Genomic DNA, 16,253 nt, shown 5'->3' on the forward strand with positions numbered 1-16,253 from the left:
TACATTTCATGAGCAATAAAAAAACTAGCCATTCCCATTCAAACATGAACGAAAATGGCTAGTTCTATTCTTCATTGAAGTCGTACGGCGATATATTTGCCATACCAATTAATGGGTGAATATATGGTGCTGTTTCTGCCGTTAAGTGATTTGGCAGGGATTCCCCGATCTTATGTGAAGCCGAAACATTCAAGAGACCCAGCTGCTCTGATGAAGGAATTTGTTTCACTTCACTTACAGACGCCTTTTTCTCTTCCAATTCCGGTGTCGCTTCCATCTTTTCTTCAGCAACAAATTCTGAATTTAAACGTGCCTTCAATGTTGTTAAGCGTGTTAAATCATCTGTTTTTGCTAAACCGCTCGCCAGTACATCCGGCTCACCACATAATATTAAAAAGTTTTTAGCACGTGTAATACCCGTATACAGTAAATTTCTTCGAAGCATTTTCGAATAGCCGCGAACAATCGGCATAATAACCGTTTGAAATTCAGAGCCTTGCGATTTATGGATCGAACAGCAATAGGCCAATGTAATCTGATTTAAATCAGCACGCTGATATGTTACTTCGATCCCATCATAGCTGACGATAAGCAAATCCTGCTTTTCCACTGTTTCCTTTGCACGGATGATGGAAATTACTTCTCCCATATCCCCGTTGAATACATTATTATCCGGCTGATTCACTAGCTGCAGCACTTTGTCCCCTATACGATAAATCGTATCACCAAAAACAAGTTCTTTTCTCGTCCCATCATTCGGATTGACGAGCTGCTGGATTTCTTTATTTAAATTATCGATGCCTGCAGGTCCTTTGTACATTGGCGCCAATACTTGAATATCTCGAATTGCCTGTCCCTTCGCAAGTGCACCTTTTACAATCTGTGTGACAACACTCGTTACTTGTGCGGCTCCAGCTTGTATAAACGAGCGGTCCGTTGTTTTTGCAGTCAACGTATCCGGAACTTTGCCTTTTTTGATTTGGTGGGCCATCTCGATAATTGTAGACCCTTCCGCTTGACGGTATATATCTGTTAATTCGACAGTCGGAATTTGTTTGGATGCAAGCAAATCCTTTAAGACTTGCCCAGGACCGACAGGCGGTAACTGATCTTGATCCCCTACAAAAACGACTTGAACATCTTCATGCAATGCTTTTAACAGTTGATGTGCCAGCCATGTATCAACCATCGACATCTCATCGATAATAATGAGACGACCTACGACTTCACGCTCTGTTTCTTCATCCTTTTCCTGACCATTAAAGCCTAACAGCCTGTGTATTGTCATAGCAGGTAAGCCAGTCGATTCCGCCAGTCTTTTCGCTGCACGTCCTGTTGGGGCTGCAAGGACAATGGGAAACGGTTCCTCTTTTTCAGCATATGTTTTTGGATTTAATGATAACCCGTGAAGTTCCGCATATACTTCCACCAAACCTCGTACAACGGTTGTTTTTCCCGTGCCGGGTCCTCCTGTTAAAATCATGACGGCAGAATTGATTGCCGTTTCAATCGCCTGTGCCTGTGTTGGCGCATACGTCACATCATATTGTTCTTCAATATCGCCAATTGCTTTTCGGATTTCATCTTTCGTAAAACTTTCAGCTGTTTTGTTTTTTTCTTTCAGTTCATTGATCTTACTTGCAATACCCACTTCACTAAAATAGAGTGACGGTAAGTACATGCGTGTTTCCTCACCGCAAATTTTCGATTCCTCACGCATATCGATTGCCGCTTTCGAAATCGCTTCATACGGGATTTCGATGCGCTGACTTTGTTCAAGCATATCTTTAACCATTGGAAGCACCATTTCCGCATCCAAATAAACATGCCCTTCTGATAATGCGGCATTTGTCAGTACATGGAAAATGGCAGCCTTTATTCGATCCGGGTGATTTCCCGTAATACCGAGCTTCGCACCAAGTTCATCGGCACGTATAAAACCGACCCCTTCCACTTCCTCGATTAAACGGTAAGGGTTTTCTGTCAGTAACTGAATTGTTTCTTCCCGATAAGCCTGGTAAATTTTCATCCCAAGCTGTGGCCCAAAGCCCCAATCATTCAGCCGCACCATCACTCGTTCCAGTCCAAGGTTTTCCTCGATCGTTTGGCGAATATGTAATTTTTTTTCAGCAGATAACCGGGGAACAGCATCAAGTGCTGACGGATCTTCCAGTATTTTCGTAAGAGCATCCATACCGAGCTTTTCTACAATTGTCTCTGCCGTTTTTCTGCCCACACCTGAAAATAGATCACTTGATAAATAATGGACGATTCCTTGCTCGGTTGTCGGCACTTCTTTTTCAAATGTATCAATTTGAAATTGCATCCCGTATTTCGGATGACTTTTTAACTGCCCTGTAAAGCGGTATTGTTCATCATTGACTAATTGCGGAAAGTAGCCAACAATGATGATTTCTTTTTCGTCATACTGAATGTTTGTTTCTTGAATTTTGACACGAACAATGGAGTACATATTCGTTGCATTATGAAAAATTGTTACAATCGGTCGACCTAAAATAAAGAGCTTATTTACGTCAAACAAATTTAGATTTTCCGCCATTTCCATGCCACGCTTTCTAATAAATTGTAAGCCCATTTTATCATACCGATTAAAGCATGTCCTACAATAATGCAAAGAAGCCATTACGTCTGATTTTTCTATTAATTTAGTACACTAAAATGTTATGATGATAATAGAATGTTAGAGAAAGTAGTGACGAACATGAATTTTAGACCTTGTATTGACTTACACGATGGAAAAGTAAAGCAAATTGTCGGAAGCACCCTTGGCTACGAAAATAAAGAAGTGGTTGAAAATTTCACTTCTGACCAAGGCGCCTCTTATTACGCTTCATTATTTCTGCAAAACAAACTGACGGGCGGACATGTCATCATGCTTGGTCCCGGCAATGAAGAAGCGGCAATTTCTGCTTTACAAACTTACCCGAACGGTCTTCAAATAGGCGGCGGTATTACGGCCGACAATGCACAAAAATATATTAATGCTGGTGCTTCACATGTAATTGTGACATCATATATTTTCCATGACGGCCAGCTTGATATGGACCGGCTGGAACAATTAGTAAAAAAAATCGGTAAAGAAAAACTTGTCCTGGATCTGAGCTGTCGGAAACGTGACGGTAAATGGTATGTTGTAACTGACAAATGGACAAAATTCAGCGACTTTGAAGTTAATGCGCAGTCAATAAAAGTAATCGAAGAATATTGTGACGAGCTGCTCATCCACGCGGTTGATGTAGAGGGAAAACGCAGTGGCATGCAGGAGGATTTAGTACGTGACTTGGCAGAATGGACATCGATTCCGACAACGTATGCTGGCGGTGTGCGTTCAATTGACGATCTGAAAAAGTTCGAATCACTTTCAAATGGAAAATTGCATGTTACAATCGGCAGCGCCCTTTCTATTTTCGGCGGTGACCTCGACTTCCAAACAGTAGTGAACTATTGCGAAGGTATTGAATAGCCTAAAAAGATAAAGATTTTTCAATGAATACGGTAAGAAACGGATATTTTAAACAGCAAACACCCATTTTTCTCTCAGAGAAAAATGGGTGTTTGTATTACATATTAAACATAAGACGTTTCGCGATCATCTGGAACTCTTCCGGACCGATACCCGGTGCAAACTCTTCCGGCAATTCATCTAAATCCGGCATTTTTGCACCTTTTGGCGTGCCCTCTTCAACAATGAGCGGTGCATTCGTTGTCGGATGTGTCCCTTTCCATATTTTATTAATATCCTGGTAATCCCCTACGTAATTCCACGTAAACAATACATTTCCATAACCACGTTCTTCGTATTTTCTTGCGTGGTCAAATACATGATTGTCAAGGCTAGGGATTGGAAGCATCCGAGTTACATCCACACCTGTCGCCATTTCCAGTGCTTTTGCATAGGCAACAACATGTGTCCCGCCACGCACCAGTAAATAGCCGATCATTTCACGGGCTGTCGGATGATCCGTCATCTCATATACCCGCATTTTATGTGTCCGCGCGCCACACTCTAAGAAGAAATTATGCAGTAAATCGAGCACTAAATTCCCGCTCGTAAACACATATTCCCCATTCCATGGCTTACCCATCGAATCAACAGGTAAAGCTGTCTGTGCAGAAGCGATAAAGCTTTGCGTATTGCGCATATTTTTGGCGTTCATCATCGGTGCCAGATTCGGGTTTCCGGAAAACGTCGTATCTTTACTTAGTAAATTGATTGTCGTCGCTACGAGCTCCACATGTCCAAACTCTTCTGCTGTAATACTCGCAACTAAATCATAAAATGGTTTTAATTTCTTTTTACCACGGAAATTGAATGACTGATACATATAGTTATTCAAAGTCGACATTTCGCCAAACTTACCGCCTAGTAATTCCTGTACTGCACTTGCAGCATTTGCGTCACCATATTCAACCTGTGGTAAATCAATAAGTAATCGATTGACGCGTTGAAACAATAAAGCACCCCCTAATTGTCATTGTAAGCTTATGACGATTATGGAGTGCGTAGACCTCATTCATTTTATTTTTTTAAAAAAGGCATGATCGAGACTATTTTATCGATACGAATATAGAACGGTGTCTGGCAAACATCAAGTACAATATAGTCCGGACAGATTGCTGCCAATATCCCTTGCTGAACACGATTCCCTTCTTGCTGGACGGCAACCATTTGGCCTAAATAATTTTGGATCGCTTCAAGCCAGTACGCGTTCGGATATGCGTTCATTTGAACCAAAAAATCACTCCTTTGTATGCATACTGTACAATATGCGAAAAAGGAGTGATCCGTTCATCGATTATTTACCTTTAGACTCAATCGTGATTGTTACAGGACCATCATTAATAAGCGCGACATCCATCATTGCACCAAAAATACCTGTTTCAACATGTAAACCGTTTGCCTTTAATTGTTCGTTAAATGCTTCCCATAACGGCTTTGCTTGTTCCGGTCTTGCCGCTTCAACAAAACTTGGTCGCTTCCCTTTTCGAGTATCGGCATATAGTGTAAATTGGGAGATTGATAAAATGTCGCCGCCTGCTTCAGCAATGGAACGATTCATCTTGCCGTCCTCATCTTCCCAAATACGCAAGTCGGTAATTTTTTTCGCTACATATGCGATATCCTCTTCTGTATCACTATGTGTAATGCCTACTAGCAGTACATAGCCTTTTTGAATAGCACCTGTTACTTGTCCATCGACTGTAACAGATGCCTGTTTTGAACGTTGTAATATTACGCGCATCTTTTCCCCTACTATCTATTGATTAATTAATTACACGCTGAACCGAATAAATATCCGGTAGCTGTTTAATTTTTTCGACAACACGATGCAGTCCTGAAATATTGGTGATGGCAATCGTTAAATGAATCGTGGCAATTTTTTCACGATCCGCACGGCCCGTAACTGCCAATATATTGGTTTTCGCTTCACTGACAGCATGCATAACATCATTTAAAATTCCTGGACGGTCGAATGCAGAAATCTCGATATCTACTGGGTAGTCTTTCCGGATTTGTGTGCCGTCATTTTCCCATTCTACTTCAATTAGACGCTCCAGGTTTCCATCATCCTGGATGTTCGGACAATCTGCACGGTGTACTGAAACACCACGACCTTTCGTAATAAAGCCGACAATATCATCACCTGGTACCGGAGTACAGCAACGTGATAAACGAATTAATAAATTATCGATTCCTTTAACTATAACACCTGATTCCGTCCGTTTTTTCGGTGTCGGGTTATTCATGCTTTTAACGATTTTTTCGAGCGCTTCTTCCTGTTCACGCTCTTTGCGCATTTTTTCTGCCAGACGATTGACGATCTGCTGAGCCGTTATTCCGCCTACGCCTACAGCTGCATATAAATCATCTTCATGTGTATAGTTGAATTTTTCAATAACTCGTTTAATATTTTCGGTTGTTAAGACTTCCTTCATATCAAACTCCTGAGCCTTAATTTCTTTTTCAACGAGTTCTTTCCCTTTAACAACACTTTCTTCACGCACATGCTTTTTGAAAAATTGCTTGATTTTGTTTTTCGCCTGAGAACTTTGTGCAATCTTGATCCAGTCTCGGCTCGGGCCGAATGATTGTTTCGATGTTAAAACTTCTACAATATCCCCAGTTTTTAAAGGCGTATCAAGCGGTACCATTTTACCGTTTACTTTTGCACCAATTGTTTTATTCCCGACTTCCGAGTGAACGCGGTAAGCAAAGTCGATCGGCACAGAACCAGACGGAAGCTCAATTACGTCCCCTTTTGGCGAGAATACATATACCATGTCTGAGAATAAATCGAATTTCAGCGATTCCATAAATTCTGCTGCATTCGACGATTCATTTTGGAACTCCAGAATTTCACGGAACCAAGTCAGCTTTTGATCAATTGTTTCAGCATTTTGTTCAACGGTTTTGCCTTCTTTATAAGCCCAGTGTGCGGCGATACCAAACTCCGCTATTTTATGCATTTCCTTCGTACGGATCTGCACCTCAAGCGGATCCCCATATGGTCCGATGACAGTTGTATGTAGGGATTGGTAAAGATTTTGCTTTGGCATCGCAATATAATCTTTAAAACGTCCCGGCATCGGCTTCCATAATGTATGGATAATCCCGATTACCGCGTAGCAATCTTTAATACTATCGACTAAAATACGTACAGCCAGTAAATCATAAATTTCATTAAACTGCTTTTTTTGAAGGACCATTTTGCGGTATATGCTGTATAAATGTTTCGGACGCCCAAAGATATCCGCTTCAATTTCCACTTCTTTCAGCTGGGAATTGATTTCGTCCATCACGTTATCCAAATAAGCTTCCCGTTCATCACGCTTTTTCTTCATCAAGCTGACGATCCGGTAGTACTGCTGCGGATTTAAATAGCGTAATGCCGTATCCTCCAGCTCCCACTTCACTTTCGAAATTCCTAATCGGTGTGCTAATGGTGCGAAAATTTCAAGTGTTTCCTGTGAAATGCGGCGTTGTTTTTCAGCAGGCAAATGCTTTAATGTCCGCATATTGTGTAGACGGTCTGCCAGCTTAATTAAAATCACCCGGATATCCTGAGCCATTGCGACGAACATTTTTCGGTGGTTTTCAGCCTGCTGCTCTTCTTTTGACATGTATTTAATTTTCCCAAGCTTCGTTACCCCGTCCACAAGCTTGGCTACTTCTTCACTAAACTCGTTTACTAGATCTTCGCGTGTCACTTCCGTGTCTTCCACGACATCATGCAAAAATCCTGCTGCCACTGTTTCAGGATCCATCTGCAGCTCAGCCAAAATACCCGCCACTTGTACCGGGTGAATAATATATGGTTCTCCTGAACTGCGGAATTGCTCTTTATGTGCTTCTTTCGCTACCTCATATGCTTTAACAACAAAGGTAACATGTTCTTCGTTCATATAAGATTTGACGAGCTCGAAAACATCTTCGGGCGCCAATATTTGTTCTTTCGCCATTATGAGTCCACCTGTTCTTTCTATTTTCGCTTTAAGTATAAGTTCAATTGTATAAAAGATATCTACTAAATGTAAAGGCACGTGGGCATTTAGTTTTGCAGAAAGTCGAAATTTGTAGAATTATTGAACAGCTTCTAGTATAGAACTCATTGAAAAAAACTATCCCGCAAAGTTTTTGCAGGATAGTTCAGTGAATTAATATTGAATTAAAGTTTTAATTGGAATATTGTTGATTTTGTTACGGCCATTCAATTCTGTAAGTTCGATAATGAATGCTGCACCTACTACTTCGCCGCCTAATTGTTCGATTAAGCGAACTGTTGCTTCAACTGTACCGCCTGTTGCGAGCAAATCATCACAGATTAAAACTTTTTGACCAGGCTTCACAGCATCTTTATGCATTGTTAATGTGTCTGTACCATATTCCAAACCATAATCTGCAGAGATGACTTCACGTGGAAGTTTTCCTGGTTTACGAACTGGTGCGAAACCGATTTCCAATGCATAGGCTACAGGACAACCAATAATAAATCCGCGTGCTTCCGGACCTACGATGATTTCAGCGCCAACTTCCTTCGCATATTTTACAATTTCATCAGTCGCATATTTATATGCAGGACCATTATCCATAATTGTTGTAATATCTTTAAAGCTGATGCCCTCTTTCGGCCAATTTTCAACTGTTGTTACGTATTGTTTTAAATCCATTCTTCCTATGTCCTCCTCAAGAACTCAATCGTTCATTAAACCATTGCTTGAGTTCGCTGTATGTGGCATATACCAGCTTTTGCTCAAGTTCGATTTGTTGTGAACGCAATTTATATGACGTTGCTTCGGATAATGCTTTTTTCGGTGCATTTTCGTTTACTGTCGTCAAACCATTCTCTATTGTAACAAATCCTAGCTCAAAAAACACTTTTGTCATAAATTTAATTACTTCTATATTTAGTCCGATATGTTCGGATAATTGTCGAATATGTTCTTTCAAGTTAAAAGCCGGACGTTTTTTCAGGAATCCATAATACCATTTAAAGTGTTCCCTTGTCGGCATACCATTAAAATACGCTGATTGGTCTGTATATAAATGTGCATAGATTCGTTCAATTTGAACGTCTTGCAGTAATTTTTCCAATGCGGCTACATTTTCCGGCAAATCGAGCAATACGATATTTTTGTGCAGATTATCGGTTTCTGTTTCAATTGTGAAATTAATAATTTCTTTCGGAATTTCCTGTTCAAAGTGCAGTTTTGTCTGTTGGGAAAAAGCAATAAAATCAGTTTTTTCCACATGAATTTTAGCAAGCCAGTTTGCGGTCTTGCTTTTCCCACGGTAATCGTACAGCTGCCATTCATTGACCCGAACATCCTGAATCATGAATTGCGGTTTTTTATTCCCCTGCCATTCATTGATTTGCAAATCACCAACCAATGATAATGCAACACCATATGAAATTTCATCATGTAAAAAACCTTTATTGAACCCAATTGCATCAAGTGTACGATACGGATCTTCCAGTTCCATTTTCAGATGATTTTCACCGGAACCGATTTTGCGCATCGATTTTACTTTTACATCCTGAATCCCAAAAACCGGCTTCGGAAATTCTGTACCAAATGGAGCCAATTGCCGCAGTTCTTCAATCGCCTCAACGGTAATTTCACTTAGCTCTATCGGAACATCAATTTGCATGTTTTGCACAAGCTGCTCTTCTGTTAAACAAAGTTTGGCCTGTTCGTTTAACCGGGTACGTAATGATGCCACATGTTCAATCGGTAACGTCATCCCAGCTGCCATTGGGTGGCCGCCGAAATGTGGTAAAATATCACGGTTTTTTGCCAACTCATTGAACAGATGGAACCCTTCAATACTTCTTGCAGAACCCTTTGCAATCCCTTTTTCATGATTAAGGGAAAGAACGATTGTCGGACGGTAATATTTTTCGACTAATCGCGATGCAACGATTCCAACAACACCTGGATTCCAGCCTTCCCCTGCTACGACTAGAACAAGGGAATCTTTTAATGAAGTATCATCTTCAATCATAGCCATTGCTTCATTTGTAATGTCTTCCACAATTTTTTTCCGTTCAGTATTTTTATCATTCAATTGGGTAGCCAGTGTATTTGCCTGAAGCGGGTCTTCGCTCATTAAAAAGTGTACTCCCGGTTCGGCACTGCCTAGTCGTCCGATTGCATTCAGGCGGGGACCAAAATAAAAGCCAACAGTTTCTTCATTGATGTCTTTCTTGTTTGCCCCTGATGCATCGCAAATGGCCTTTACCCAAGGATTTGGAGACTGCTTTAACGCCTGTAAACCGCGCTGTACTAAATAGCGATTTTCGCCAACGAGCGGCACTAAATCGGCAATCGTCCCCACTGCCACATATTCAAATAGATGATCAGGCAACTCGCCGTACAATGCATGTGCCAATTTAAAGGCTACCCCTACCCCTGCCAGTTCTCCAAACGGATAATGACCTTCTGGCACACGCGGATGGATGATGACGTTGGCATCCGGTAAAATATCACCCGCTTCATGGTGATCGGTAATAATCACACCCATACCAAGCTCTCTTGCCATTTTTACTTGTTCAATCCCGCTTATCCCATTATCGACCGTAATAATTAAATTTACGCCATCTTCATAAGCTTTTTTGAAAAGTTCTTCATTCGGTCCATATCCATGAATAAACCGATCCGGAATGACAAAACTGACATCTGCCCCAAGATCAAGTAAAGCATTTAGCAGCACAGTTGTACTTGTAATACCGTCCGCGTCGTAATCGCCATATACCAGAATCTTTTCTCCATTATCCAATGCCTGTTCGATGCGCATAACTGCGTCTTCCATTCCAGCCATTAAAAATGGATCATGATACTGGGTTTCATCAATTTTCAGTAATGGTTTTGCCTCTTCTATCGATGTGCAACCACGTGCAATTAAAATTTTTGCTGCAATCGTTGAAATATTCAGCTGTTCACTGAATTGTTTTACTAGCTGCTCATCTTGCTTTGTTATTGTCCATACTTTTTGTGACTGTATCATATATATTCACTTCCTCACGCAGTTCATTATAACGGAAATCTATCATGTTTCCCAAAGTTTCTTCTGATATTACCAGAAATATTGATACGAAAATTTAATAAGTCTGCTAGTTAAATGACCATACGTTTTCTTAAATGAATCTATTAAACAATAAAAAAGCTATTTGGAACGATGTTCACGTTTCAAATAGCTGCTATAGATCAGCATCACATATTATCTACTCTTTCTGAATTTTATCGCCACCCGAAATTTCTTCAGTTATAAATGCGGAAGCACCCTGTTCCCGAAGCTCGTTTTTCAGTCGGATAATCTCTGCATCTTTTTCATTAATCAGTACTTGTGCTGCTTCAAGATCTTTTCGAACTGCTTTCGTCTGCCTTTTCCATCCGTACATACGGAATGCCGAAAAACAAAAACTGATGATAAAACCGATTAATACTGACCCTAAAATAACTAATATCAATGGCCAGCGTGCTTCTCCAAAGACATAATTAACCTGTACGCTATCCACATTAACTGTAGCAAAAATGGCAATAATAATAGCAAAAATAAGTCCAACTACCATTGTCCATTGAATTTTCATAATGAACCTCCTCTCACGTCTTAGTTTAAAAATTTATTCCTTTTTTTCAGTGTGGGTAAACAAAAACCGCGCAATTTGCCCGAAAGCAATTACGCGGTTCATATACTTATACTTGTGGCTCGTCTGAACCCCATTGTTTTTTCTCTTTTTTCACAACAGAAGTACCTTTTTTGTCCATTTCACGGCATTTCAGTGAATACCAAACTTGTGCCGCGATACAGATTGAAGAGTAAATCCCTGTAACTAACCCGATTAATAGAGCGATTGAGAAGTTTTGAATTGATGGAGCACCTAGGAAAATAAGTGCAATAACTACAATAATAACCGTCAATACTGTATTAACAGAGCGTCCCATCGTTTGACGAAGTGATTTGTTGACAATCAGTGCCAGCTCTTCTTTCGTCGTAATTTTTTCGTGACGGTCAATATTTTCGCGGATTCGGTCAAACGTGACAATTGTATCGTTAATCGAATAACCGACAATTGTTAATACCGCAGCGATAAACGTAATATCTACTTCTAGACGCAGTATACTGAAAATCACGATAATAAAGAATACATCATGCAGTAATGAAACAATCGCCCCTAGACCCATACGCCATTCAAAGCGTACTGCTACATAGATAATGATACCAAGTGCCGCCAGTGCCAATGCATACATCGCATTTTTCGCCAGTTCTTTCCCTACTGTATCAGATACTGTACTTAAGCTTGGCTCATGCCCGTATTTTTCATTTACCTGCTCTTTAAAATCAAGTACTTGTTGTTGAGAGAAGTCATCTTTATATCGCATTACGGCGATTGTTTGATTATCGCCTGAAATAACAACATCCTCGTTAGCAAAACCGATTTCATCCAGATAATCCTTCACTTCTTCTTGTGCCAGCGCTGTATCCGATTTAATCTCTACACGTGTACCACTTGAGAAATCGATCCCTAAATTCAGTTTGAATACACCTAGCACAACAATACCTGCAACTAAAATGATTGTAGATATCGCATAGAACTTTTTACGGTTTCCAACGAAGTCCAATTTATCAAATTTCGTTGTTAAATCCAATGAAGTGATTCCTTCATCAAGTGAATGCTGTTTCGATCTGCTAATTCCGAACCATGCCGGATTATTGAAGTAGCCGCTGTTTACAAGAAGACCCTGCAATATACGGGAACCCCATACAGCTGTTACAAATGATAGTAAAATCGAAATAATTAATGTTGTTGCGAAACCTTTAACAGAACTTGTCCCGTAGTAGAATAATACGACAGCAGCAAGTAGAGTTGTCAATTGCGCATCAATGATTGCTGATAGTGATTGTTTTGAACCTAATTTGAATGCATCTTTTACAGAATGGCCAACACGTAGTTCTTCACGAATACGCTCGGCAGTTAAGATGTTAGCATCAACGGCCATCCCGATCCCTAATACGATCGCGGCAATACCCGGTAATGTTAATACAGCATTAATACCGTTAAAGACGATTAACACTAAATATGTGAATACCGATAAAGTAATAATTGAGATAAACCCTGGTAAACGATAGTAAAACAGCATGAACAGGAAGATTAACAGTACGCCGACTACTCCTGCGAATACTGTATCATTTAAAGCATCTTCACCGAATTGTGCCCCAACCGATGTTGAATAAATCTCCGTTAACTTAACAGGTAATGAACCTGCATTAAGTATAGATGCAAAGTTTTTCGTTTCATCTACTGTGAAGTTACCAGAAATCATAACATCTGTTGTATTTAATACTTGAGTAACAGAGGCTGCAGAAACAAATTTTTGCTCTTCGGGTGGCTTTTTGCTTTCTTCAGCGTAAGAATCTACGCCCTCTTCAAAGTCCAGCCAAACAACTAATAAGTTATTCGGTGCGCCCATGCTCATGACTTTTTGCGTTACTTCTGCGAATTTCGCCGCATCTTTCAATGTTAAAGTTACAATTGGCTGGTTTTGCTGATCAAATGAAGGCGATGCGCCACCTTCCTTTAAATCTGTCCCATCGAGTAAAATATTATCATTTACATCACGGAAAGTTAAATTCGCTGTACTCGATAATAGCTCTCGAGCAGAATCCTGATCTGCTAAACCTGCAAGCTGTACACGAATACGGTCTTCCCCTTCAATTTGAATGCTTGGCTCACTAACCCCGAATTCATTAATACGATTATCTAATGCCGTAGTCGTATCTGCCAATACATCTTGGGTAATCTTTTGTCCATCAACAAGTGATTCCACTTCATAAAGTACTTCAAATCCACCTTGAAGGTCCAATCCAAGTTTTACATCGTTTAAAACCTTCTCTACCGTTGTGCCCATCCCTGTAAATAGCAATGCTACGACAAGAACGAACGTAATGATACGGTTTGCTAATTTCATTAAAAAATCCTCCTCAATATCACACGAAACGCGGTGTGATGTAAAACGTAAAAATTACCTTCCACAAACTATGTATTCATTTCAATAATTTTCTGAATCACTTTTCAAAAATAACAATCCGATAGTTTGAAAAGCACAACACTCTCATTATGAAACAGCTTATGGAAACTGTCAAATTATTACTAGATAATTTATTATATTATTCTTATTTTTCCCTACTCTTTAAGCGGATGGAACAAACCTTGCAGCTCTTCATTGGAAAGCTTTAAGTTCAATTCATTGCGCTTAAAATCCTTTATTTGCATATAGCTTAACACTTCCGAAGCAGTTGCACCGAAAATGCCGGCTGTCAGCTCATGCAATCGCATATTTTGCACATCTCTTTTGCGCCACACCTTATCGATGCAATATTTCCATAAATCTTGTTCTGTTATCGAATCATATCCATAGTAATGAAATTCCTCGATTTTGTTCGTCAATATAAGCTGTACCTTCTCGTAAAGGCCGAAAAATGGAATTTGCATGTCGATCACTCCTGAACTTAGGTTTTAACTGCGATTACTACTGCATACTTTATTGTATATGAATGAAATTAAATTGAGAAGGGAGAAAGTAGAAGTTATTTGGGCTCATTTCTAAAAGGAACATTATTTTTAATGTTTGTCATATTTATTTCAAAATGTCTCGGGTTTATGTACAGAATGCAGTTTATGCGTATTGCCGGGGAGGAAGCGGTCGGACTCTATATGACGGCTTACCCGACATTTATATTTTTCATCTCGCTAATTCAATTAGGTATTCCGATTGCCATCTCTAAGCTGATTGCTGAATACCACGCGAAACGGAAAACGGAACATGTCACATCGGTAATGAAAACTGCAATCAAAATTTCGGCCATATCAATTATTTTATTTAGCCCATTCATTTATTTTGCTATTCCGTATATCGCAAAAGTGCTTTTACATAATGAAAACCTTATTTTCACTCTTTATATTAGCCTTTTCACAATTCCGATCGTTATTTTTTCAAGCTTAATAAAAGCATATTTACAAGGTTTAGCGAAAATTGCACCAACTGCATGGGCACAGCTTCTTGAGCAGCTTGTACGAATTGGTCTTATTGTCGTATTATTGCCGTACTTCATTTCAGAGTCGCCTGCATTGACGGCAGCAGCCGCTATGGGAATAACAGCAATTGGTGAAGTTTTTTCATTACTGTTTTTAGCGATCTTTTATAAACGCTCGAGTAGAATGTTCAAAAAGGGTTCAACAGGCACTTCCTTTACAAAGCCGATTTTTAATATTGCACTGCCTTCAGCGGGCAGTAAATTGTTTGGTACCTTTACATGGTTTTTGGAACCAATCATTTTCTTAAAAGCACTGACGGTTTCAGGATTGGCTGCAGGCGCGGCAACTACATTGTACGGTATCATCTCAGGTGTGCATATACCATTACTCTTGTTTCCGGCTTTCATTCCTGCTGCATTGGCAATTGTACTCATTCCTGCCGTTAGTAGCGCACTAGCCAGCAATAATTACCCGTTGCTGAATAAACGCATTACACATTCATTACGACTATCTTCTTTAATTGGCTGTATGGCCGCTACTGTGTTTTTCATACACGGCGATGAGTTGACTATGGTACTGTTCCATCTTGAGGAAAATCGTGGCTATATGAAAATATTGGCTCCTATTTTTTATTTTTATTATATACAGAGTCCGCTTCATTCCATCTTACAAGCACTAGATGAAGCACAGGCTGCCATGATGAATTCCATCTATGGAGGAATAGGGAAACTATTTTTACTGTTTTTCCTTGCCTCACAACCCGCCATTCAGGAAAAAGGCGCGATTATCGCTATAGGCTTTGGCGTATTAATTACGTCCTTCTTACACATCGCTTCTATTAGACAGCAGAAAAAGATTAATGTAGGTTTCCGCTTCTTCGTTCTGCCATATGGTATTTTCATCCTTACTTGTTTTGTACAGCCGATCATTGCTGCCGGAATGCCGCTTATCGTAAGCGTTGCAATTACGATTGGGTTTGTCTTGCTGTTACTGTTCATTACAAAACAAATCCGTTTTAACGATTTCCATTATCTTCGTTCAATATTTTCGCGCTCGTAATTGGACAAACCACTTTCCGTCTTCATAACTGCAGTAGAATATATCGCGTATATTGGGATAACCGTTTACCAATAATTCATGAACGAGCCATTTTTCATCTTTACCAATAATTTTTAAATGTCTTTTATCAACATAGCCATCCAAAATGAGAGGTAAAATAAATCCGCCCTGATCTTTTTGGTAAATCGATAGCTTTCCGGATTGCTCCAAAAAAGCATAGGCAACATCCTGCACAGAGCATACTCCCTGTTCACGTAATTGCTGGAGTAAATCATCGAGATTATAGCGCTGCTTTTTCATTTCCGCTTCACAAATATATCCGTCGCGGATAACAAGCGACGGATCGCCTTCAATAAAGTCGCGCAGTTTTTTATTTTTTAATATGAGCCAGGAGTTTAAGTATTGAATCAGAAACAATAAAATAATAGGCAAAACGGCTTTGAAAAACTGCCGATCATAATCGTCCAATGCAATCGCAGCAATTTCACCCATTAACACGAATATTGCCAAATCCACAATACTGAGCTCACCAACTTCACGCTTGCCCATAAGGCGGAAAACAACTAGTAATATAATATATAAAACAATTGTTCGAAATATAATTAATGTATAATCTTCCAATTGATTCACCTCTCA

At 39.8% G+C, this 16,253-nt stretch carries 13 protein-coding genes; 2 read left to right on the forward strand and 11 right to left on the reverse strand.

Going from position 1 to position 16,253, the window contains the following annotated elements; all coding sequences use genetic code 11:
- Window positions 1–64: 64 nt before the first annotated feature.
- Window positions 65–2,560, reverse strand: coding sequence for an ATP-dependent RecD-like DNA helicase (locus tag MHH37_RS13490; RefSeq protein ID WP_061550155.1), 2,496 nt, complete (start codon window positions 2,558–2,560; stop codon window positions 65–67).
- A gap of 162 nt (window positions 2,561–2,722) precedes the next feature.
- Here MHH37_RS13490 and hisA point away from each other — a divergent pair, with 162 nt between their 5' ends.
- Window positions 2,723–3,484, forward strand: coding sequence for a phosphoribosylformimino-5-aminoimidazole carboxamide ribotide isomerase (hisA, locus tag MHH37_RS13495; protein ID WP_342576257.1), 762 nt, complete (start codon window positions 2,723–2,725; stop codon window positions 3,482–3,484).
- Between the two features lie 97 nt (window positions 3,485–3,581).
- On the opposite strand, the gene MHH37_RS13500 is transcribed toward hisA, so the two are convergent.
- The 9 genes from MHH37_RS13500 to MHH37_RS13540 all read right to left on the reverse strand — a co-directional run bounded on the left by MHH37_RS13500 (window position 3,582) and on the right by MHH37_RS13540 (window position 14,015).
- Window positions 3,582–4,475 carry a manganese catalase family protein gene (locus MHH37_RS13500; protein ID WP_008407669.1) on the reverse strand — a complete coding sequence of 298 codons (894 nt, stop codon included), beginning with the start codon at window positions 4,473–4,475 and terminating at the stop codon, window positions 3,582–3,584.
- Between the two features lie 65 nt (window positions 4,476–4,540).
- Entirely contained in the window at window positions 4,541–4,747 is a 207-nt protein-coding gene (locus MHH37_RS13505) for a YuzF family protein (RefSeq protein ID WP_231918654.1), read from the reverse strand.
- A 70-nt stretch (window positions 4,748–4,817) separates the two neighbouring features.
- Window positions 4,818–5,264, reverse strand: a complete 447-nt coding sequence (gene dtd / locus MHH37_RS13510) for a D-aminoacyl-tRNA deacylase (protein WP_008407671.1) — start codon at window positions 5,262–5,264, stop codon at window positions 4,818–4,820.
- A 22-nt stretch (window positions 5,265–5,286) separates the two neighbouring features.
- Entirely contained in the window at window positions 5,287–7,482 is a 2,196-nt protein-coding gene (locus tag MHH37_RS13515) for a bifunctional (p)ppGpp synthetase/guanosine-3',5'-bis(diphosphate) 3'-pyrophosphohydrolase (protein ID WP_008407672.1), read from the reverse strand.
- 195 nt (window positions 7,483–7,677) lie between these two features.
- Window positions 7,678–8,190, reverse strand: coding sequence for an adenine phosphoribosyltransferase (locus tag MHH37_RS13520; RefSeq protein WP_008407673.1), 513 nt, complete (start codon window positions 8,188–8,190; stop codon window positions 7,678–7,680).
- A gap of 16 nt (window positions 8,191–8,206) precedes the next feature.
- Window positions 8,207–10,528, reverse strand: coding sequence for a single-stranded-DNA-specific exonuclease RecJ (gene recJ / locus MHH37_RS13525; protein WP_342573520.1), 2,322 nt, complete (start codon window positions 10,526–10,528; stop codon window positions 8,207–8,209).
- Between the two features lie 217 nt (window positions 10,529–10,745).
- Window positions 10,746–11,111 (reverse strand): lipopolysaccharide assembly protein LapA domain-containing protein, encoded by a 366-nt coding sequence (locus MHH37_RS13530; RefSeq protein WP_342573521.1) that lies wholly within the window; start codon window positions 11,109–11,111, stop codon window positions 10,746–10,748.
- A gap of 106 nt (window positions 11,112–11,217) precedes the next feature.
- Window positions 11,218–13,491: a protein translocase subunit SecDF gene (gene secDF, locus MHH37_RS13535; protein ID WP_342573522.1), complete on the reverse strand. Its 2,274-nt coding sequence runs from the start codon at window positions 13,489–13,491 to the stop codon at window positions 11,218–11,220.
- A gap of 215 nt (window positions 13,492–13,706) precedes the next feature.
- Window positions 13,707–14,015, reverse strand: coding sequence for a post-transcriptional regulator (locus tag MHH37_RS13540; protein WP_008407679.1), 309 nt, complete (start codon window positions 14,013–14,015; stop codon window positions 13,707–13,709).
- A 132-nt stretch (window positions 14,016–14,147) separates the two neighbouring features.
- Between MHH37_RS13540 and MHH37_RS13545 the strand changes: the two genes are divergently transcribed.
- On the forward strand, window positions 14,148–15,617 hold the full coding sequence (locus tag MHH37_RS13545; protein WP_231918638.1) for a polysaccharide biosynthesis protein: 1,470 nt from the start codon (window positions 14,148–14,150) through the stop codon (window positions 15,615–15,617).
- Here MHH37_RS13545 and MHH37_RS13550 read toward each other — a convergent pair.
- Complete coding sequence (locus MHH37_RS13550) at window positions 15,597–16,238, reverse strand: DUF421 domain-containing protein (protein ID WP_008407683.1); 642 nt, start codon at window positions 16,236–16,238, stop codon at window positions 15,597–15,599. The two genes, MHH37_RS13545 and MHH37_RS13550, sit on opposite strands and share 21 nt — an antisense overlap.
- Between the last annotated feature and the right edge of the window lie 15 nt (window positions 16,239–16,253).

This window comes from Solibacillus sp. FSL K6-1781, from assembly GCF_038630735.1.
GTDB classification, from domain to species: Bacteria; Bacillota; Bacilli; order Bacillales_A; family Planococcaceae; genus Solibacillus; species Solibacillus silvestris.